The organism is Lysinibacillus sp. NPDC093210 (assembly GCF_044753985.1).
Taxonomy (GTDB): domain Bacteria; phylum Bacillota; class Bacilli; order Bacillales_A; family Planococcaceae; genus Lysinibacillus.
Genome location: NZ_JBIVOE010000007.1, coordinates 68,853 through 89,072 on the forward strand (window position 1 = coordinate 68,853; position 20,220 = coordinate 89,072).

At 35.9% G+C, this 20,220-nt stretch carries 18 protein-coding genes, 1 pseudogene and 1 riboswitch; of the genes and pseudogenes, 7 read left to right on the forward strand and 12 right to left on the reverse strand.

Annotation, left to right across the window (positions count from 1 at the left end):
* Positions 1-113: 113 nt before the first annotated feature.
* The 7 genes from ACIP9C_RS16425 to ACIP9C_RS16455 all read right to left on the reverse strand — a co-directional run bounded on the left by ACIP9C_RS16425 (position 114) and on the right by ACIP9C_RS16455 (position 8,758).
* The gene (locus tag ACIP9C_RS16425; RefSeq protein WP_401012325.1) at positions 114-1,109 is read right to left on the reverse strand and encodes a LysM peptidoglycan-binding and 3D domain-containing protein; all 996 of its coding nucleotides are present in this window, start codon (positions 1,107-1,109) and stop codon (positions 114-116) included.
* Between the two features lie 333 nt (positions 1,110-1,442).
* Positions 1,443-5,279 carry a S8 family serine peptidase gene (locus ACIP9C_RS16430; protein ID WP_401012327.1) on the reverse strand — a complete coding sequence of 1,279 codons (3,837 nt, stop codon included), beginning with the start codon at positions 5,277-5,279 and terminating at the stop codon, positions 1,443-1,445.
* Positions 5,280-5,604: 325 nt separating this feature from the next.
* The gene (locus tag ACIP9C_RS16435) at positions 5,605-6,513 is read right to left on the reverse strand and encodes a multicopper oxidase family protein (protein ID WP_401012329.1); all 909 of its coding nucleotides are present in this window, start codon (positions 6,511-6,513) and stop codon (positions 5,605-5,607) included.
* Positions 6,514-6,927: 414 nt separating this feature from the next.
* The gene (locus ACIP9C_RS16440; protein ID WP_401012331.1) at positions 6,928-7,251 is read right to left on the reverse strand and encodes a zinc-ribbon domain-containing protein; all 324 of its coding nucleotides are present in this window, start codon (positions 7,249-7,251) and stop codon (positions 6,928-6,930) included.
* A gap of 230 nt (positions 7,252-7,481) precedes the next feature.
* Positions 7,482-7,763, reverse strand: a complete 282-nt coding sequence (locus ACIP9C_RS16445) for a zinc ribbon domain-containing protein (RefSeq protein ID WP_401012332.1) — start codon at positions 7,761-7,763, stop codon at positions 7,482-7,484.
* 21 nt (positions 7,764-7,784) lie between these two features.
* A complete protein-coding gene (locus ACIP9C_RS16450) occupies positions 7,785-8,147 on the reverse strand; it encodes a DUF2085 domain-containing protein (protein WP_401012334.1) in 363 nt (120 codons plus the stop codon).
* Between the two features lie 296 nt (positions 8,148-8,443).
* Positions 8,444-8,758 (reverse strand): MazG nucleotide pyrophosphohydrolase domain-containing protein, encoded by a 315-nt coding sequence (locus ACIP9C_RS16455; RefSeq protein ID WP_401012335.1) that lies wholly within the window; start codon positions 8,756-8,758, stop codon positions 8,444-8,446.
* Between the two features lie 52 nt (positions 8,759-8,810).
* Between ACIP9C_RS16455 and ACIP9C_RS16460 the strand changes: the two genes are divergently transcribed.
* The 7 genes and pseudogenes from ACIP9C_RS16460 to ACIP9C_RS16490 all read left to right on the forward strand — a co-directional run bounded on the left by ACIP9C_RS16460 (position 8,811) and on the right by ACIP9C_RS16490 (position 15,770).
* The gene (locus ACIP9C_RS16460; protein WP_401012336.1) at positions 8,811-9,371 is read left to right on the forward strand and encodes an LOG family protein; all 561 of its coding nucleotides are present in this window, start codon (positions 8,811-8,813) and stop codon (positions 9,369-9,371) included.
* 61 nt (positions 9,372-9,432) lie between these two features.
* Positions 9,433-9,960: a dihydrofolate reductase family protein gene (locus ACIP9C_RS16465; protein WP_401012338.1), complete on the forward strand. Its 528-nt coding sequence runs from the start codon at positions 9,433-9,435 to the stop codon at positions 9,958-9,960.
* A gap of 308 nt (positions 9,961-10,268) precedes the next feature.
* A pseudogene (locus ACIP9C_RS16470) lies at positions 10,269-11,096 on the forward strand (DUF4822 domain-containing protein); the annotation flags it as partial.
* Between the two features lie 69 nt (positions 11,097-11,165).
* A complete protein-coding gene (locus ACIP9C_RS16475; protein ID WP_401012340.1) occupies positions 11,166-12,635 on the forward strand; it encodes a sensor histidine kinase in 1,470 nt (489 codons plus the stop codon).
* The gene (locus ACIP9C_RS16480; RefSeq protein ID WP_401012342.1) at positions 12,635-13,327 is read left to right on the forward strand and encodes a response regulator transcription factor; all 693 of its coding nucleotides are present in this window, start codon (positions 12,635-12,637) and stop codon (positions 13,325-13,327) included. The genes ACIP9C_RS16475 and ACIP9C_RS16480 overlap by 1 nt, the downstream gene beginning before the upstream one ends.
* A gap of 106 nt (positions 13,328-13,433) precedes the next feature.
* On the forward strand, positions 13,434-14,030 hold the full coding sequence (locus tag ACIP9C_RS16485; protein WP_401012344.1) for an ankyrin repeat domain-containing protein: 597 nt from the start codon (positions 13,434-13,436) through the stop codon (positions 14,028-14,030).
* Between the two features lie 474 nt (positions 14,031-14,504).
* Positions 14,505-15,770, forward strand: coding sequence for an MFS transporter (locus ACIP9C_RS16490; RefSeq protein ID WP_401012346.1), 1,266 nt, complete (start codon positions 14,505-14,507; stop codon positions 15,768-15,770).
* Between the two features lie 127 nt (positions 15,771-15,897).
* Here the strand turns inward: ACIP9C_RS16490 and ACIP9C_RS16495 are convergent, their stop codons facing one another.
* The 5 genes from ACIP9C_RS16495 to ACIP9C_RS16515 all read right to left on the reverse strand — a co-directional run bounded on the left by ACIP9C_RS16495 (position 15,898) and on the right by ACIP9C_RS16515 (position 19,881).
* A complete protein-coding gene (locus ACIP9C_RS16495) occupies positions 15,898-16,215 on the reverse strand; it encodes an MGMT family protein (RefSeq protein WP_401012347.1) in 318 nt (105 codons plus the stop codon).
* 128 nt (positions 16,216-16,343) lie between these two features.
* Positions 16,344-17,111 carry a sulfite exporter TauE/SafE family protein gene (locus ACIP9C_RS16500; protein WP_401012349.1) on the reverse strand — a complete coding sequence of 256 codons (768 nt, stop codon included), beginning with the start codon at positions 17,109-17,111 and terminating at the stop codon, positions 16,344-16,346.
* Positions 17,112-17,151: 40 nt separating this feature from the next.
* Positions 17,152-18,501 carry an amidohydrolase family protein gene (locus tag ACIP9C_RS16505; protein WP_401012351.1) on the reverse strand — a complete coding sequence of 450 codons (1,350 nt, stop codon included), beginning with the start codon at positions 18,499-18,501 and terminating at the stop codon, positions 17,152-17,154.
* A gap of 59 nt (positions 18,502-18,560) precedes the next feature.
* Entirely contained in the window at positions 18,561-19,019 is a 459-nt protein-coding gene (locus ACIP9C_RS16510) for a hypothetical protein (protein WP_340821607.1), read from the reverse strand.
* 1 nt (position 19,020) lies between these two features.
* Entirely contained in the window at positions 19,021-19,881 is an 861-nt protein-coding gene (locus tag ACIP9C_RS16515) for a DUF3100 domain-containing protein (RefSeq protein ID WP_401012353.1), read from the reverse strand.
* Positions 19,882-20,044: 163 nt separating this feature from the next.
* Positions 20,045-20,146, reverse strand: a riboswitch (purine riboswitch).
* Between the last annotated feature and the right edge of the window lie 74 nt (positions 20,147-20,220).

The following is a 20,220-nucleotide window of genomic DNA, read 5'->3' on the forward strand; positions in this document are numbered from 1 at the left end:
AAATAAGCAAAAAAAGAACCAAATGTGGTTCTTTTTTGCTTTAAATAAGGATTCAAGTCACCTTATTGTTCATATATATTAAATCCTAAGTATAGGATGGGGATTGATGTATGTTAGTTTAATATTGTTACCTTTAATTGTTTTACTCCAAAATTGATTGCATCCTGTTGAGAAGGAAAGAAGACATCGATTCGTTTTCCTTTAATGGCTCCTCCAGTATCTCCTGCAATCGCTTCACCATAGCCTTCTACATAAACTTTACTGCCAAGCGGAATAACAGTTGGGTCAACTGAGATAACCTTTGCATTTGGGTTTGTTTTAAGGTTAATTCCAGTAGCGGTAATACCGGAACATCCCTCACATGATGCTGTATAGGCTGAAGCTTCCACTATAATTTCCTTAGAAGCTGAATTACTTGTTGAAGGAACAGTTGCTTCAGGTTTACTCTCCGTTGAAGCTGAATTACTTGTTGATGGAGCGGGTGCTTTAGGCGTACTCTCCAATGAAGCTGAATTACTTGTTGATGGAGCGGGTGCTTTAGGCGTACTCTCCAATGAAGTAGAATTACTTGTTGATGGAGCTGTTGCTTTAGGCATACTTTGCTCTGAAGCTGAATTACTTGTTGAAGGAACAGTTGCTTCAGGTTTATTCTCCGTTGAAGTAGAATCACTTGATGGAGTGGTTGCTGAAGTTGTCGTTTCCTTTGATTCATGAGTTGCAGGCATTGTTTCAGTTACAGCCGTACTAGTTTCTAAACCAATAAAGATGGATAGATTTAAACCTGGTTGAATGAGATCAGTATGTAATTGGTTCCATTCTTTAATTTGCGAAACGGTTACTTGATGATTTAGGGCTATGTCCCATAATGTATCCCCTTGCTTAACAGTATATTGTTTTTGCTGTGGTATGGTTAGAACATCCCCAGGGTGAATAAGGTTAGTATTAATATGATTGAACTTTTGGATATTTTCTACAGATGTATTATTTGCACGTGATAAATCCCAAAGGGTATCACCTTTTTGGACGGTAATTGTTGCAGCTTGAGCATTAGCACCTAAAGTTGCAGAGAGCATTGCAACTGGTACAATTGATATAATTTTTTTAAGCATTTATTTATCCTCCATGTTCTTGGTTGCTAATTTAAAATAATCGTAACATAGTTTTTTCTGAGAAAAAGAACAGGGAGGTGTTAATTTGTTTACGACTATGGCATTTATATTGCAATAATGTTTCTAATATTAAACTTGACTATATTCTAAGAAATTTAATATTAAAATAACCGAAAGGATATAAAATTATGTAGGTTTCTATGTATAGAAAGAGTAACTAGTATTTATATATTTTGTCGATATAATAAAAACTTAATAATCCATTATTTTATAATAAATAATAAAAAGAGAAATTGCGCTGTGCAATTTCTCTTTTGCTTGAACTGAAATTAATTATAACTGGACCTCGGTAACTTCATTATTGTTACCATTACCATTACCATTACCGTTGCCATTACCGTTACCGTTGCCATTACCATTACCATTACCGTTGCCATTACCGTTACCGTTGCCATTGCCATTGCCATTGCCGTTACCGTTACCGTTACCATTGCCATTGCCATTGCCATTGCCATTACCGTTGCCGTTGCCATTGCCATTGCCATTGCCATTACCATTACCTGGCTTTACAACTAACACATCAAATGTTAGTTTGTGCTCACCATATGTTACCGTAATCGTCGTATTACCTTGACCTTTTCCTTTTACAACCCCTGCTTTTACAGAAGCTATTTTATCATTCGCTACTTCGTAGGTTGCAAGCCTTGTCACATCTTTTTCTGTTGTTTTACCTTCAAAAGTAGTTACTTCAGTAATCTTAACTGTAACTTCTTTACCTATTCTTGTTTCAACCTGAGCTTGGTCGATTTCTAGTGTTACTATTGGTTCTTCTATAACAGGTACTTTAACTGTAACATTTATAATAACTTCATTATCACCATATGAAATAGTAATTGTAGTCGTGCCTGCACCTACTGCAGTTACTAATCCATTGACGATTGTTGCAACATTTTCATCTCCAACAACATACGAAGCTTTTGAAGTTACGTCTTCCTCTGTTGCCTCACCTTCTGCTGGTGTTGCCGTTTCTGTTACCGTAAGTTGTGCAGTTTCTCCAGCTGTTAGGTTTAACTCAGTTGGATTTACAGAAAGCGTTAGTACTGGTTCTACAAGTTCTTTTTCATATATCGTTGCTTCACCAACATTACCGGCAGCATCATTAATTATTACTTTTACAGCATTAGTTTCTGCTGTTACTGGGAATGTGAAGCTACCGTCTTGATTTAATGTAAAAGCAACTGGCGCTTGTACTTCGCCATTTACCGTCGAAATATAGGAAGCTTTTAATTTATCATTTAAATTGTAATTTAAACCGTATAAATATAACTCTTCATTATAGTCGATATACTTATCTGTTACCTGTCCTGTAGCGACACCGTCAGCTACTGAACCAGTAATTTCTGGTTTAGTCGTTTTTACGATAATTGGTCCAACATAATCGGAAACTACTCCTGATGCTGCGAGACCAGTGAAGTCAATTGTATACAGACCATCAGGAATCGTTGTGGCAGGTGCTGATCCCCATGGTTTGTACTGACCGCCAACATTCAGCGTATAAGAGCCTTTTCCTAGTGCAGTACCTGCATGTAGATAACCAATGTAGCCGTCTCCGTACTCTCCACCCTCAGGATTCATAATGTCCCAAAGCTCAATATAGTTAGTTGTTACATCGCCAGTTAATGTGAATGAGAGTACGGCTGAGTCTTTCACGCCATCTCCGTTAAAGGATAGGTCTGATTCTGTAATCTTATAATCTTTAATTTCAGTTACTGCTGCCCCGCTAAAGTCAGCTGCGAATGGCAAAGAAATTTCTGTAACTCCATCACTGATATAAATATACCCTAGTATTTCAGAGCCATTTGGTGCCGTAGCTTGTGAAGCAGTTAATGTAATATTTAAAACTTGCTCACCAACTAGATTAAATGTCGGCTGATCTACTGTAATAGTTGCATCACCGAATGTTTTTGTCACATCAACTGATACATTGTAATTGCCGCCGTTGCCTTTAATATCCTTTACTAAAACTTGTTTCGTTACAGAAATATCCCGATCTTTAAGAGATTGTGGACCGAAAGTAACTGTACCCTTCAAGTTTTCTGCAACTGCGCCAGATCCATCTATAATTGCGCTATCAAGTGCATAGGCAAGGATTTCAGGATGAGCTGCTGCATAAGCATTTACACGCCCTGCACCTTGAGAAAACACATCGTATTTAGTTGTATCTAAAACCTGTGCTGTATTAGAAATTGCCACTTTTACATCGAACGCGTTCCAATCAGGATTTGCTTGTTTAACTAATGCAACAATTCCTGCAATATGCGGTGTTGCCATAGAAGTGCCTGTTTTACGAGCATATGCCTCTGAATAGTCAGCATCCGGGAAATCTTTTTTATACATTGGAATCGATGACATAATGTTTGTTCCCGGTGCACTTACATCTGGTTTAATATCAAAGTTTGGTGTAGATGGTCCACGTGAACTTGAAGTGTTTACATCATCCCCCAGTGTCTTTGTGGAAGCAAATTGACTAAAGCTTACTTTTCCAGTTCCGCCTGCTAATGCAGCGCGAATTGCATCGCCATCTGTTTGTGACATATCAAATGTCGGCAGAAACTCAAATGAATCACCAAGGAATGTGCCTGAAATGTTCGGTGCATTCGTTCCACCAGCAAAGTTATGAATAATTGTTGCGACTGCTCCATTTGCCTTTGCATTCGCAATTTTATCAACGAATGCGATACCTCCACGAGCAATTAATGCCACTTTACCCTCTACATCAATGCCTTCAAAATCTTTTACTTCCCCGTTTCCAGGAACAGCAACTATGTCAAACTCTCCTTGAAGCTGGGTTGATAAATTTTTCCCAAAAGTCGTGCCCATTAATGGAAGCTGTTTAGTTAAGTTGTAGTCGCCAATTGCAACATTCACTTCCCCGTTATACATGGTTTCAGGGTATGATGTGTTACCAACAGCAATTCCTAAACGAGCGGTTGCGGGCGTGCCCATTGTTCCGCGATTTGGCCCAGAATTTCCTGTTGCAATCACTCCGATTGTTCCAGCCATCATTGCATTATTAATAGCAAATGAACCAGCATCCGTCTCAGAGTTAGCTCCACCGCCAAGTGAAAGGTTGATAATATCCATTTTTTCTATTACAGCAGTTTCAATTGCTTTAACAATACCAGATGTAGCGCCACTTCCGTAGGCCCCAAGAACACGGTAAGCATAAAGGTCTACTTTGGGAGCAATTCCTTTAATACCGAATTCGTTAGCGCCGATTGCCGCAATTGTTCCTGCAACATGTGTACCGTGGGAAGTATAGAACGAGCTTCCCTTTTCATTAAATTCAGGTGTCCCGGCTGGACGCTCCGAAGGCAATGTTTCCGATGCATCGTCATCTGCACGAGGTTTCGTGTAAGTTGCTGAATTGGGAATAAAGTTTTTTCCGCCTTTGTAAACGCCAGCAAACTCAGGGTGATCTGCATCAATACCAGTATCTAATACTGCTACTTTTATTCCTTGACCTTCAAAACCTTCCTGCCAAAGCTGTTCAATGCCAAGGAAAGAATTACTTGTATTCATTTGAGCTTCTAATTGATTTTCCTTCAGAAGTTCCGATGATTTCATCGGATTATCTTCTGATGCATAAACAATTGCATCAGGTTCGATTAATGTAATTCCTTCTACTGTAAGCAGTTTCGAAAGATCATTTGCTTTCACAGTTGCCGCAAAACCGTTTAAAACCGTATCAAAAGTGTATCCTTGAGTCATCTGTACTTTTTTAGTAGCTAGCTCTTTTTTAACTTTTGTTTGTTGTGCTTTTACATTTGAACGAACTTCATTTGCCCGGGCATTAGAGAATCTTTGGCCTTTGACTTGGCTCATTCCTTGCTCTAGTGCTACAGGCAATTCTGATAAATGAATGATAACCGCAACATCTTGATTGCCAGATACATTTTGTAAGCTTTCGTGAAGAGTTGGACCATCTTTAGACAAGCTTTGCTGTTCAGCGATAGCCGCCTTTAGTTGAATAATACTTTCACTTTGGCTATCTTGCTTGAATGGTTTCGATTCTTCAGCACGAGCACTCGATAATGGAACCAACAGAGAAAGCACCATAATGAAAGCAATAATACTACTTAAGAACTTCGTAAACTTAAACTTTTTCAAATTACATTTCCCCCTTCAGCTTTTATTGTCACACTTTTCAGTTTAATGTGATATTTCCAATTTATCACAAGGGGAGTAATTCGAATATCTTAATATTAAAATATTGATAATTAGTATTAGTTTATTAATTTATTATTAAATCTATTTTCCTGGAAATTTTAATTAAAAGTAGGACTTTTGAGTGTGGAATGACATACTATAAGTCATTAATTTTTTCATCTTTTCAAGACTGCAGTTGTAGATACATCAGTTGAGAATAAAAATAGCTGGCGTTTATTTAAAAATAACGCCAGCTATCTTATATAGTGGAAAACATAATGTTCAATCAATTATTCATTTCTTCATATTTAACTGTAGTAAACATACCACCTAAGCCAACTACACCGTTGTTTGTAACGTGATGAGGCATGTGGCAATGCATTGGCCAAATACCTGGGTTATTGGCTTGGAAGCTAATATCCCAAGTTTCACCAGATGCGACGAGGATAGTGTTTTTATAAATTTGTGTATGAGGGACAATTGGGAAACCATCAGCACCAACTACTTTAAACTGATGTCCATGTAAATGAATGGGGTGGTGGTTCATTTGAATATTACCAAAGCGTACTTTAACCGTATCTCCATATTTGACTAGTAAAGGTTCAGTTAACGGGTAGCAACGTCCGTTGATTGTAAAAAAATTAAAATCAGGTTTAATAAAAGTTAAATCATACGTACCTTTTGTTAGATCGCCCCATGGTAAAGCATTGATTGCCCATTCTTGAAGTAAACAGAGATAATCTTTGTGGTTTGGAAGGTACTCCATTAATGGATCTTCAACAATAAAGCCACCTAATAGCCCCGCATTGTCTTGTATAGAAACATCTACATGGGAATGATACATATACGTACCTGGGGGATTAACTATTGTAAAATGATAATCAAAATAATATCCAGGTTCTATAAATGGGGAGGGCTCAATTGGGGGGACACCATCCATAGCATTGGGTACGATTAATCCATGCCAGTGCACGCTAGTATGGACAGGTAATTGATTAATGACCCTAATACATATTTTATCTCCAGGAAAAACACGAATTGTTGGTCCCGGTGTTGAGCCGTTGTATCCCCATGCTTTGATAAAGATACCATCTACTAACTCCCACGTTATTTCCTCAGCAACTAAAGTAAAAAACTTTACCCCATCTTTTTGAAGTACGTATGGTAGATCCTCAATACCCGGTGTGATAACCATGATAAAACCCCCTATAAATTCACTTCTTAAAAAAATATATGTTTCGAAGGGGGACTTATTCTTTGGTAACGCTATACAAATCTATATACTACTTTTGCTTTAATGTCGTTCTCTCTTCTATTTATAAAATATTTTCAAATTAGGTGGATTCGGGATTTAAACAATAGTTGATTTAATTATGTTTATCGTTGGTAAATATACTGATAAAGATGGACATATTATAAAGTCTTAATTGATCTTAATAAGCAAAATTATTGAAATAAAAAAAACGATAGGCTCATACATACATTTTTTAAGCTTGTTGCTTTTATTTATAGCAATACGATAAAAAGAAGGGAGACTTTTCTAAATGTCTACCCTTCTTTATTGTTTATGATGGAGTGAGTGGAAACCAACGCACTGTAGTCATATTGATCAGTAATAATAACTATCATCCATCATTTCTGTAGCAAACCCTATTACAAATGAAATAATTGCGAAAATAATTGAAATAGCTAAACCAAACAAAGCAAATATTAAAGCAGACTTTGCTGCTTTAGGTTGAGTGTCTTTCCATACAAAATAGATAATAATGCCAAGCAGAGGGAAACAGCATAAGCTAAGTACATTAACCCAAATATTTGGTTTATCATTTTTTGCTACAGTTACTTGATTGTTAAACTTTAATACGTTGACACCACAATGTATACAAATTTCGGCATTCTCGTTAATGGTAGTACCACAATTAGGACAATACATATTAAAACCCCCTACATACTAAAAAAATTCCCTTTTATCACCTTGTTCATTGCGTTGTTTTCTCTTAGCAATTAGTAAGAGCCAACATTTATTGCTTGATTACTATTTATCCTAGAACCACATGTGACAGAAGATTTGTGACGTAAGGACGTACGCCACATTTAGGGCGAATTTATGCTAAATCGGAAATATGTTTAATTCAATACACAATACATATGTAATCCTTCGTTTTAGTAACTGGATAATCCAATAATGAACATTGCAATATAGAATAATACGATAATACCTATGTTAATAAAGAAGAACATTAAAGCTGATTTAGCCGCAACTGGTTTTTCGTTTTTCCAAACGAAGAACATAATTAATCCAACAAGTGGCACACAGCAAAGGGTAATGATGTTAACGCCCCAGTTTGGTTTGTCTTCACTACCTGCATTTTTTACACGGACACCACAGTGGATACAAATTTCTGCATGTTCCGAAATATGCTCGCCACAGTTTTTACAATACATAATAGAACCTCCAATAGTTTGTTATAGGTTTCTTCCAACATATTGACCAAATAAAAAAAATTGGTAACCAATAGTGTAGAAAATATAAATAATACCGATCCCACCTATTAATCCAGTAAGGAACCGTCTATTATTATTACTTGTCCATTTACCAAATAATTGACCTGTACCGTCTACGGCCATTGGTAAAATCAATAAGGCAATAATCCATAGCTTAAATATGCCTAAAAGCATGACTAAAATTATAGATAAAAGATAACCTACTGCCATACCAGTACATCTCGCACATAGAGGGAATTTCTTCCCCTTATAATGGAATGAACGGTCCGGTCTTTGATGGCAAAAGAAAACAACTCGCAATACAAAATTAATAGTATTTGCCAAATTTGTAAACTCCCTTTATTATTCTAGCGTATAGTATATAACATAAATAGAATTTTTGGAATATACTTCATAATTTAGATTTTAATATAAAAAATTTTATGAATAGAGATGGAATGAGATTTTAGCTGATTGTGAGGAATGTGCAAACGTGCATACGACAGAGGTTTATAAAACTTGTTGAGCTAGATGAAGGCCATTAAATAACTGTGGATGATGAAGAAAACCACCTAAGACGTTGATATGACAACGATTTAGGTGGTTTTCTTATGTTTAAAACTTTTAATTAGGGGCTTCTATTATTGATAGCGTTTTGTTAGTTTATCTTTATGGCTTATCATAATTTCAGTTAGATCAATTTCGTACTTATCAGCTAAAATAAATAAATTATCAAGAACATCGCCTAGTTCTTCTTTTAAATTTTCAATTTGTTGTGCTTTTGGTAGAGCTTTTTCATCTGGACGATCACGACCAATTTCAATTGTTCGAATGGCTTTTGAAACTTCACCAACCTCTTCTGTTAAAAAATTGACACGAATAAAGGGGTTTAAGTCGTACCAGCCTCGATTTTTGTAAAATTCAGTTATCCACTTTTGATATTCAAAAATATTCAATGAAAATCACTCCTTATACTTCTATAATGATAGCATAAAGGAGGAATCGAATTTGAATATTTCAGTTTATTGCGGTGCAAGTCTAGGTAACAATAATTTATACGAAGAGGCAGCAAAATTACTTGGTAAATGGATTGCAGAAAATGATCATACTTTAGTATATGGCGGAGGAAAAGCAGGTCTAATGGGTGTCATTGCAGATGAAGTTTTATTACATAACGGTAAAGTAATCGGCATTATTCCGACCTTTTTAGTTGACCGAGAGCTAAGTCATCCTAATTTAACTCGTTTAGAAGTTGTGAATTCCATGTCTGAACGAAAAAATAAGATGATTGAATTAGGGAACTGCTATATTGCGCTGCCTGGGGGACCTGGAACTTTAGAAGAAATTTCTGAGGTAATTTCATGGGCAAGAATTGGTCAACACCAAAATCCATGTATTTTATTCAATGTAGGTGGCTACTATGATAAATTAAAAGAATTTTATGATGATATGGTAACAAACGGTTTTTTAACTGAAGCAGATAAAAAAGCAATGTTATTTTCCAACTCATTTATCGAAATCGAACAATTTATTGCAAACTATACACCACCATTAGTACGAACTTATTAAATTTAGACAACTGTTACTGTTATACTTAATGTTATCTTCTGAAACAGGAATGGGGATTTATATGGGAAAAAGACGTAACGTTATTTTGTATATAGGTACTTCAATTGATGGTTTTATTGCAAATGATGATGGTACATTAGAGTGGTTGGAGTCTACGGAAGTAGAAGGCGATTCGGGTTACAATTCCCTTCTAAATAGAATTGATACTGTTGTGATGGGTAAGGGTACATATGATACCATTCGAGGATTTGACATGGACTATCCTTATAGTGATTATAAAAACTATGTGATTTCTAAATCTGTCAGCGGATCAGATGAATATGCTTCATTCATTAATGAAGATGTCAAAGCTTTCATTAACAATTTAAAGCAACAGCCTGGTAGAGATATATGGTTAATAGGTGGGGGAAAATTGGCACGTGAGTTTTTTAAAGAAAATTTAATTGATGAATTCCAACTAGCCATTGCCCCTATTATTTTAGGTAAGGGAATCTCCCTTTATAACGGAGATGATATTACCCAAAAATATAATTTAATCAAAGTTGAAAAGCTAGGTCAACTTGCTATGCTTCATTATAAAAAAATTTAATAAGTTACAAACAAACTCGTCAATTTCTGTGGCGAGTTTTGCTTTTTTATAAGCCACTTACAAGAAATATCTTTTTTTCTCGAATTTATATTTTGTTTATATTTGCGATATATGCAGTTTAGAACTGGACTTCATAATTGAGTATAAGCAAATGAAAAGGGAGAGAATATTATATGAACAACAAATTAAAATTCGCAACACTCGCTATTTTTAGTTCGGTCACAATATTAACGGCATGTAGTGATACTGGGAAAAATGAGACGGACAATTCAGTCGTGCAAAATGAACAGGCGGAAGCCAATCAAGCTGAGCAGCAACTGACAAAGGGCCAAACAATGGCAAATATTTTAAGCAGTACAAATTGGCAAGGTACGCGTGTTTACGACAAAGATAACACTGATTTAACTGAGGAGAATGCTGGATTTATCGGTTTAGCAAAATACGATTCTGAAATAGGTCGATATGAATTTTTTGACGCGAAAACAGGGAAAACTCGTGGCGATGAGGGTACATTCTTTATGACGAATGACGGTATGAAGCGTATTTTAATTTCCGATACGATGAAATATCAAGCAGTTGTTGAAATAATTGCATTAGATGAAGAAGTCTTTACTTACAAACGTATGGGGAAAGATATGAACGGTAATGACATTGAAGTGTTTGTGGAGCATATACCATATGAAAATGATTTAGCCTTCACTAACGAAGACAAAACGTTAACTACTTCTACAGGAGATATTAATACTAGTGTAGATGGAGATGCCATCCTTGGTAAAACATTATGGCGTGGAACAAAGGTACTTGATGAAAAAGGTAATGATGTCACAGAGTTTAATGGGAATTTTTTAAGTGTCGCAAAGTTTGAAGCGGACACAAATAAATATGAATTCTTTAATAGAGAAACAGGAGAAAGTCGCGGAGATTACGGTTACTTTAATGTCATTCATGACAATAAAATTCGCGCACATGTATCAATAGGTGATAATAAATATGGTGCAGCATTGGAACTTACGGAATTAAATGATGACAAGTTTACTTATAAGCGTGTAGGTAAGGATGCAGATGGTAATGATATCACAATCTACGTAGAGCATGAGCCGTATAAGGGAGATTTGAAACCAACATTTAGTTTTTAAAATTACCATATAGTCCATCACTTGAAAAAGTAAGGATTCTCCTTTATAAATTGAGGAAAGGAGATCGATATGACAATCAAGAATAGATTTTTAACTTCTTATATCGGTGGTATTGTGATTGCGAGTGTCTCCATTCTCTCCATTCTATGCATTGTTTTTTATGTGACAACAGGGTCTGTTCCGACACCTAAAACATTGTATCAAACTTTTACAAAGCAACGCTCCTTGAGCCCGGAAGAGGAGCTTGCTTATGTAGAGTTACGCAATATTGCCAAGGAGGATCCAGACAGGCTTTTAGTGCAAGATATGCAAAAGAGTTTTCAACAGATTGAGAAAAGGTCACTCGGAGTTGTCATCCGTCATGAAGAGGAAATTGTTTATTATTCGCATGGGTTAGTAGAACGGTCACTTGTCGTGCATTTTCCAACTTTCAATACGAATAATATTGAAACGAAGGGCACAATTGATAATGCAGGGGGACTGTACCGTTATATTAAGTTCGACTTTTATTATAGCGACAAGTCTAAGGGTAGCGTCTTAGTGCTGAAAAAAGAAAACAGCTTTTTAGATTTCCTTACTAAATGGGGAATTATTATTATTTTCATTATCCTTCTAGTATCGTTCGCCGCAATGCTCTTTTTAAATCAACTTTTACACAAGACAATTATTAAACCTTTAGAAAATTTAGGACAAACCATGTCTGAAATACGAGAGGGCGATTTAATGATTGAGGCACCCTCATTACTTGTTAATACAGCAAGGGAAGTACAAGAGCTGACAGCTAATTTTGAGAGTATGCGAACAGCACTGTTAGATTCTATTCAGGAGCAACGAAATCTTGAAAAAAACCGTAAAGACTTAATAGCAAGTATTTCTCATGATTTAAAAACACCGATTACAACGATTATTGGGTATGTGGAAGGTTTACAGGAGGGTGTTGCCGAAACGCCTGAAAAGCGAGAAAAGTATTTGAAGACTATCCATTCTAAATCACTTGCATTGAACAGATTAATTGAAGAACTTTTTCTTTACTCTAAGTTTGATGCAGAGGCAGTTCAGCTTCATTTTGAGCGTATACAGATTGGCAAGTTCCTTACACATATTGTAGAGGAGTTTCAATTATACAATCGAGATGTACAGTTGGCATTGAATGTAGTGGAGGATGTCTATGTTCAGATTGATCGTATGCAGATGAATCGGGCAATCTCTAATTTAATTGAAAATAGTATGAAGTTTAAAAAACCAAATGAACCTTTATGTATGATATTAGAAGTAGTAGTAATTGAGCAGCTTGTTGAAATTGTTGTAAAGGATAATGGACAAGGAATTTCGGAGCTACAACTCCCATATGTATTCGATCATTTTTATCGTGGTGAGGAAGCGCGTACGTCGACGACAGGCGGTAGCGGCTTAGGGCTTGCAATTGTGAAGCAAATTGTTGAAAAACATAATGGACAAGTAAAAATTCAAAGTAAACTACATTTTGGTACAACGGTGACAATAATCTTGAAAAGGCTTAAAGGAAGTGTCAATGACTGATGCCATCACGAATATTAATTATTGAAGATGATATTAGCATTGCAGAATTACAAAGAGATTATTTAGAAATTCATGATATAGAGGCAGAAATCATAACGGACGGTTCTGAAGGATTGAGTCGAGCATTAAATGAGCCTTTTGATTTAATTGTCGTTGATTTAATGCTCCCTTCAATGAACGGTTTTGAAATTTGTCGACGCATTCGTGAAAAGAAAAATATTCCGCTTATAATTGTTTCTGCAAAAAAAGAAGATATTGATAAGATAAGAGGACTTGGCTTAGGTGCGGATGATTATATAACAAAGCCATTTAGTCCGAGTGAGTTCGTCGCTCGTGTACAAGCGCATAGTAAACGTTACAAGCAGCTGACACGTACAGAACAAACAGAGGATTATTTAGAGATAAAAAATATTATTGTTGATAAAGCCGCACGCAAAGTATTTGTTTTAGGCCAGGAAGTTATTTTTACAACGAAGGAATTTGACCTGCTCGTGTTTTTTATGGAGCATCCAAATCGTGTTTGGACAAAGGAACAGCTTTTCCGTCAATTATGGTATATGGATGACTTAGATGGCGATGTTTTTACAGTTGTTGTTCATGTAGGTCGCATTCGAGACAAATTAAAAAAGGGAAAACTATCAGAGCTACCAATTGAGACAATTTGGGGCAGTGGATATCGCTTTAATAGCTGAAAATCTCCTTGTGAAAGGAAGGTTTTACATGAAATATTTTATAAGCATTGTAGTAAGCGCATTATTCATACTCACAGGGTGTAATGACAAGGGGGAGGAAAAGCATATGAAGCCACAATCAGGTGATCTTATTCAAGCAGTTGAAAACAATGATGTAGAAAAGGTACTAGAAATTTTACAGGATTCATCATATCCAATTAATGAAACAAATGATAAAGGGGAAACGCCTTTATTAATTGCTACACATGAAAATTATATTGAGGTTGCGAAGCGATTAATTGATGCGGGTGCTGATATTAATCAACAAGATCATATTCAGGATAGCGCCTATTTATATGCAGGGGCACAAGGAAAAACAGAGATTTTAAAGTATATGATTGAGCATGCGGAACCCAATCAAAAAATTGTTAATCGCTATGGTGGCAATACCTTAATACCTGCGGCTGAAAAAGGGCATTTAAATAATGTGAGGGTACTGTTAGAAGATGGTAAAGTAAATATCAATCATCAAAATAAATTTGGCTATACGGCATTAATTGAAGCGGTAGCATTAACGGATGGTTCAGTGGTGTATCAGCAAATTGTACAAGAATTATTAGCATACAATGCCAATAAAGAGCTTCGTGACAATTCGGGTAAGACAGCACTCGATTATGCGAAAGAAATGGGCTATACAAAAATGATTGAAATGTTAGAAGACTAGTAGGGAAACGAATATAATGAGTTAAAAAAGGAGCACCTAGAACGTTGATATGACAATGTTTTAGGTGTTTTAAAGTGTGCGATAAATTGTTTGAGTGACTGGCACACTTTCCTGCAACAAACTTTAGCTCCTGTAAGTAATGTAATAAATAGAAACACCTAAAACGTTGGGCAAAGACAACGCTTTAGGTGTTTTTTTGAAAGGTAATATTTAAAAATATAAGAATAAAAACACTTGTATTTTGAGGGCTCATAAGATACACGGGAGCCAGTGTAAATAGGCTTGTAGCATGGTGCATACATAAGTTCAACAAATATTGTGTTTATATTCGAAGTAAAACAACAAAGTTCATATATTTGACACATTATAAATAACGGGTTACTATTGCGAAGGTTGTTTATTATTAAACTAAATTACTATCTAAAGAACTAGTAAATAAAAAATAAAATCAACATGCGAATCGGGGACAACATTATGAGTCAGTCAAAGAAAAAAATCCACTACGCTTGGTGGGTATTGTTAGGTTTAGTTGTAATGGTCGGAGCTGCAAAGGGAGGCATTGCGACGACAGGTGGTCTATTTTTAACACCAGTTACAGAAGATTTAGGTATTGGAATGGGCAGTTTAACTTTGTACTTTAGCATAGCATCAATTGTCACAATGCTATCTTTACCAGTTGCAGGCAAGATGATAGCAAAATATAATATTAGAATTCTTTTAGTGGTAGCTGTTACGTTGGAGGCAGGAGCCTATGCAATGTTTGGGTTTATGAACTCCGTATGGGGTTGGTATCTGTTTGCTATTCCAATGGCAATGGGATCTGTAATCGTAACACAATTAGCAGGACCTGTGCTTATTAACAATTGGTTTAAAAAGCACAAGGGCTTGGCTTTAGGTATTATGGTTGGAGCTGGTGGTTTAATAGGTGCTTTCCTTCAACCAGTAGCGGGTAACTTAATTGCTAGTGCAGGTTGGAGAAATACGTATATTTTCTTAGGTGTAGGGGTAATGGCGATTGTTATTCCGATTGTGTTATTAACGATTAGAAAAGCTCCACAACAAATCGGGTTACAGCCATATGGTATGGATGAAGTGAAGGATGATACAACGGTTAATGCTCAAATGGCAACAAATAGTGGTGTTGCTGCTACTATAGCTAAAAAATCGAGTGCCTTTTATTTTTTAGTATTTTTCTTTTTCTGTGAAACTTCTATAGCCGCATTTAACCAACATGTTGCGCCGTTCGCAATGGGTTTGGGCTATGATGTGAAGTTTGCGGGTAATGCTATGGGCTCTTGGTCGGTAGGTGTTGTAATTGGAGCATTATTTTTCGGCTACCTCAGTGATAAAATAGGCGTGAAAAATACAGCAATCACGGCTATGCTTTTAGGGTTAGTTCCAGTAGGAATGCTTTTATTAGTACCTGAAAATCCAATGATATTTAAATTAGCTACTGGTCTATATGGATTCGTTGTTGCATCTCTTGGAACACTAGGGCCACTGTTAACAACAGCTCTATTCGGTAATAAAGAGTTCAGTCAAATTTATGGACTTGCTATAACAGGATTAGCAATTGCAGGTATTGTTGCTTTACCTATATATGGTTTTATTTTTCAATTTACAGGTAGTTACACGTATGTATTGTATACTATCTTTATTATGTTGCTGTTAAATGTGGGTGCGATTTTAATGGCCTTTAAAGGTAAAAAGAAATTAGAAAAAGCAGGATTGTGGAATTAACAATAAAAAAGCATCCTCTATCTAATTGACAATAATGAACGAGTTTAAATTCTATTATATGTATATACAGGTAAAATACCCCTAAATCATTAGACACGACAGCTAACAATTTAGGGGTACTTTTTCTTTAGAAATCAAAATCGATAGGGTCAATTTTATATTGATAGTGCTTTAAGTTAAGCGTAAAGGTAGACGTGACAACAATTCCCTCATCTTCTAATAGTGCTTTCTGACGCACTGCATCCTGAATCGTTATTTCCCCTTTCATATTGACAATACGATGCCAAGGAAGATGATATTTTTCACTCATCGTATGGAGTATTCTTACAACTTGTCTTGCCCCTCTTGGGCTACCTGCACAGGCTGCAACTTGGCCATACGTCATAACCTTACCGCTTGGGATACGCTGTATTACAGCGATCACATTTTTAGTAAATGGCTGCATATTATTCAGCTCCTTTAAGCATGGTTTTTCTCCTCATTATGTGCCACCTAATCCATTTACTCAACATTTTTAAAAAAACACATAAAAAAGAGCCTGTTTAAAGGCTCTTTTTCCGTTTGAGTCAGCTCCTACTTCAACGTAAAGAGCATATAAAGTGAAGAAAGTATAGTGATAACACCAATCATTAATTTTAACAAGTTCATAGGTACTTTATTCGCAATGCGAGTACCGGTGAGGATGCCAATCGTTACGCCGATTAAACTAGCAATTACTAAACTATAAATACTTTCGACATTGGCATATGCAAAGTATCCAAATATAGATGGTATAGCGATAAATACTGAATTTAAAAGACTAACACCTACAGCCACACGAATATTGACACCAAGGTTAACTAGTAATGGTACTAATAAAATTGGGCCACCTGCACCTGTTAAAGCACAAATCGTTGCAGTTAAAAAACCGATAATCACCACAATAAATGGTTGATTCAATACTTTCGATTTATTAATAAGTGCATTTTCATTGTTTTTCTTCAAAATAATCGACAATCCAGCTAGCAAAATAAATAGGTAGAGAAGCAGCTTGGCCAAAAAATCAGAAATGAGCACATTGATTTGGACACCTAAAAACGCGCCAGGAAGGCTACCAATGCTTAAAAATAGGGCTAATTTCAAATCCATGTTTTTAGATTTCCAATAGGAATAAGCGCCAAGTATACCTGAAACAGCAAAAGCTAAAAAGCTCAATGCAAGTGCATCATGGACAGGTATTTCTAAAAAACCTACATAAATTAACGGGAGAAGAAATCCCGCAATGCCAGACATTCCTAATAGAATACCAATCACTAAATTGGAACATAAAACAATACTTAATAGAAGTGTGTTTGTTAACATATTTTAGACCTCAATTATTATTAACCCTCTAAATAAAGGGTTAAATGTTTGCACGAATAGCAAGCTCCTTCATTGCAAGCTTACTTTCGTATTTTATTTTTTCTTCATCCAGTGTTAGAACTTCTCTGTTTTTCATTAATATTTTACCATTAACAATCGAATCTGTTACATCATTGCTGTTAACTGATTCAATTAGGGTATTTATTAAATTATGTGAAGGAGCAATATGGGGCTGATCAATGTTAATCAAGATCATGTCCGCCTTTTTGCCAACTTCCAATGTTCCTAGCTGGTTTTCTTGCATCATTGCTTTTGCTCCACCTAATGTTGCCATTTCTAAAATACTTTTTGAAGGCATCACTACCGGATCGAAAATTGGAACGCCAGAAAATGCACGTATTAATGATTTAAACACTTTCATTTGATCAAATAAGCTTAGTCCCGAATGACCTGCTCCATCTGTGCCTAAGCCAACACCAACTCCTCTATGTAACAAGCTAGGCGTTTTTGGCACACCTTTACCTGAATTACTAATAGGACAGTGAACAACTTTACTGTTATAAGTTTTAATAACTTCCATTTCGTTTTCAGAAAGCAAAATACTATGGGCACCTAAGAAATTTTCATTAAGGACACCTAAGGAAGCAAGATATTCAAATGGACGCATTTTAAATTTTTCTAAGCAATAGCTAATTTCATTTGGATATTCGTTCATATGAGACTGCACACCAGTAGAGCATTCTTTTGCTGCTGCGAAAACTTCCTGTATTAATTCTGGTGTGCAAGTAATGATGGATCTAAGAGAAAACCATACATTTAATCGCTCGTCGCCAGCTCCGTGGAATTGATTAAACAACGCTCGATTATTGTGGATATTTTCTTCGATACTAGATTTCATCGTAGGAGGGATGTCTAAGCCACTATCCATAGTCGAACATGTTAGAACACCTCGTAGTCCAGATTCTAATACCGAATTTGCTACTTGCTGCATATGTCTGCCACCAGCATCGATAAAGGCTGTTGTGCCAGACTTAATCATTTCGAGACAGCTTAACTGTGAGCTTATATTAACATCTTGTTCCTGCAAATTACTTTCAAATGGAACCATGATGCGCGTCCAAATCATAGGATATTCATCTGTAATTCTTCCACGGAGAAGTTGTTGACATGTATGAGTATGGGCATCAATTAAGCCTGGTAGTACTAGTTTGCCTTTCCCGTTTAACATGTCTTTTGATTGATAAATATTAGCAAGTGATGCAGTAGCTCCAATAGCTACGATGCTATTATTTTGAATGACAATCGATTGGTCATGAATGATGTTAAAATCAGGGGTTAAGATAGAACAATTTTTAACTATTAAATCAGCGTTATACGCTATATCCTGCATAATATGCCTCCATTAATGAATTAAGTAAAAATAGAGAGGGGGTGCCTCTCTATTTCGATTTAGAATGAATCTAATGCATCGGTTAGGTTTAAAAATATTTGAGCAAAGACTGCTTGTGTAATGAACGTACCTGTAAAAACTAATAAAGCGATAATGACCATTTTCCAGCTTTGGCTAATAAATGATTTAAAATTAAGTCCAATTCCAGCAAGGGTACCAACGATTGTTATAGGAGCCATAAAGGAAATTTTAGCTGTATACTCAATGACTGGTTGAGAAATAGGTGAAATCGGGCTAGCAACAAGTAAGCCTGTTAGAACAACATAAATAATTGCTGGGATTTTTAAAGGAATGATTTTTCCTAAAAATATACCGACGAAGGCTATAGCTGATAAAATCAGTACGCCAGGAATAGATTCTGCAATGGATACATGAGAACCAATTAGGTTTGCCATAAGAGTTGTAATAACAGACGTTAATAAAAGAGAAATTGTCCAATCTCGCATGCTCATTGTCATATTAATCACCAACCTTCATGCTTTTCATTTGTTTTGGATCACGTGTATGTTTTGGACTGATTCTTGGCTCAAGCAAGTAATATAATTTCCTAGTAAGAGGAAGAGAGATAAATAAAGTAAAGTAGATACCTATAATGGCAGCTAACGTATCACTTGCACCTGCTAGCATAATAATTTGATCGCCGTATTCTGGGTAAATTGTTGCCAATGTGCTAGATGCTGCCGCCATCATGACACCACTACCTATTCCACAAGCCATCGCTAATGCTAAAGGATGAAAAATATTAGTCGAAGCTACAATACTTGCTAAAAATCCAATATAAATGGTACCGATTAAAAAACCGATGATGTAAATAGATAGAGCACCTCTAGCTTCTGGTGAATTGGCGCCATATAAATGACAAATCAATCCGTAATCCTTATCACGGCAAGTAGAGCTAGTTGCGCCAATGGCTTCCTTTTTAATCCCTAGCAATAATGCAATCGGTAAGGCTAGAAAAATTGTGCCGACATGTCCAAGCTCTTGAAAGGCTAATGCTGGACCAACATCGACAAGCTTAGGGAGATTAGAGCCAGCAAGTACCCCAATTTTCGCCATAAAGGGTGTGATTGCTACAAGGACAAGAGATGAAGCCTTTGTAGATGCCTTTTCTTTAAAAAATCGAAAAATATCTGGGCCAAGTAAAACACTTATTACAATTGCAAAAAGCATTGGGTATATAACGATTAAAGCAGAACCTACTTGGAATTTTTTTACTCCAATCAGTTCGGCAATAATAACGATAACAAGCGCTCCTAAATATAATCTGTAATTCTGTTTAATTACTTGCCATATGGATTGATGTTGTTCTGTGTTTTCCATGCTCTTTTCCTCTCTTGGTGAAGTACTTTTTTTAAAATAATTACGTATATAAGAGTGAAAAAAGAAAAACCCTAGTTAATAAACTAGAGTTTGACATACAGAAAAACAAAAAACGTAAATAGACCGAATAAACTAACCGTTTTTTCAGTACGAGAATAATATATCGTTTTTTGTAATTCCTCATAGTCAAACTATTTACGGTAGTTTGGTAGAGACTTTTGGACCGTATTTCCAACTTTATACGAAGAATTTTAAAATGCGAACATTGTGTTTTGGTATACCAATATACGTTCGTGTATTTAACAATTTACATCAATGTTTTTCGAAAGTCAAAGTTTT

Bases quoted from the DNA above. Each gene is read 5' to 3' on its own strand.
- ACIP9C_RS16475 (WP_401012340.1), top strand. From the start codon at position 11,166: ATGACAATCAAGAATAGATTTTTAACTTCTTATATCGGTGGTATTGTG.
- ACIP9C_RS16505 (WP_401012351.1), bottom strand. From the start codon at position 18,501: ATGCAGGATATAGCGTATAACGCTGATTTAATAGTTAAAAATTGTTCT.
- ACIP9C_RS16425 (WP_401012325.1), bottom strand. From the start codon at position 1,109: ATGCTTAAAAAAATTATATCAATTGTACCAGTTGCAATGCTCTCTGCA.
- ACIP9C_RS16445 (WP_401012332.1), bottom strand. From the start codon at position 7,763: ATGTATTGTAAAAACTGTGGCGAGCATATTTCGGAACATGCAGAAATT.
- ACIP9C_RS16510 (WP_340821607.1), bottom strand. From the start codon at position 19,019: ATGACAATGAGCATGCGAGATTGGACAATTTCTCTTTTATTAACGTCT.
- ACIP9C_RS16490 (WP_401012346.1), top strand. From the start codon at position 14,505: ATGAGTCAGTCAAAGAAAAAAATCCACTACGCTTGGTGGGTATTGTTA.
- ACIP9C_RS16480 (WP_401012342.1), top strand. From the start codon at position 12,635: ATGCCATCACGAATATTAATTATTGAAGATGATATTAGCATTGCAGAA.
- ACIP9C_RS16435 (WP_401012329.1), bottom strand. From the start codon at position 6,513: ATGGTTATCACACCGGGTATTGAGGATCTACCATACGTACTTCAAAAA.
- ACIP9C_RS16485 (WP_401012344.1), top strand. From the start codon at position 13,434: ATGAAGCCACAATCAGGTGATCTTATTCAAGCAGTTGAAAACAATGAT.
- ACIP9C_RS16440 (WP_401012331.1), bottom strand. From the start codon at position 7,251: ATGTATTGTCCTAATTGTGGTACTACCATTAACGAGAATGCCGAAATT.
- ACIP9C_RS16465 (WP_401012338.1), top strand. From the start codon at position 9,433: ATGGGAAAAAGACGTAACGTTATTTTGTATATAGGTACTTCAATTGAT.
- ACIP9C_RS16495 (WP_401012347.1), bottom strand. From the start codon at position 16,215: ATGCAGCCATTTACTAAAAATGTGATCGCTGTAATACAGCGTATCCCA.
- ACIP9C_RS16500 (WP_401012349.1), bottom strand. From the start codon at position 17,111: ATGTTAACAAACACACTTCTATTAAGTATTGTTTTATGTTCCAATTTA.
- ACIP9C_RS16515 (WP_401012353.1), bottom strand. From the start codon at position 19,881: ATGGAAAACACAGAACAACATCAATCCATATGGCAAGTAATTAAACAG.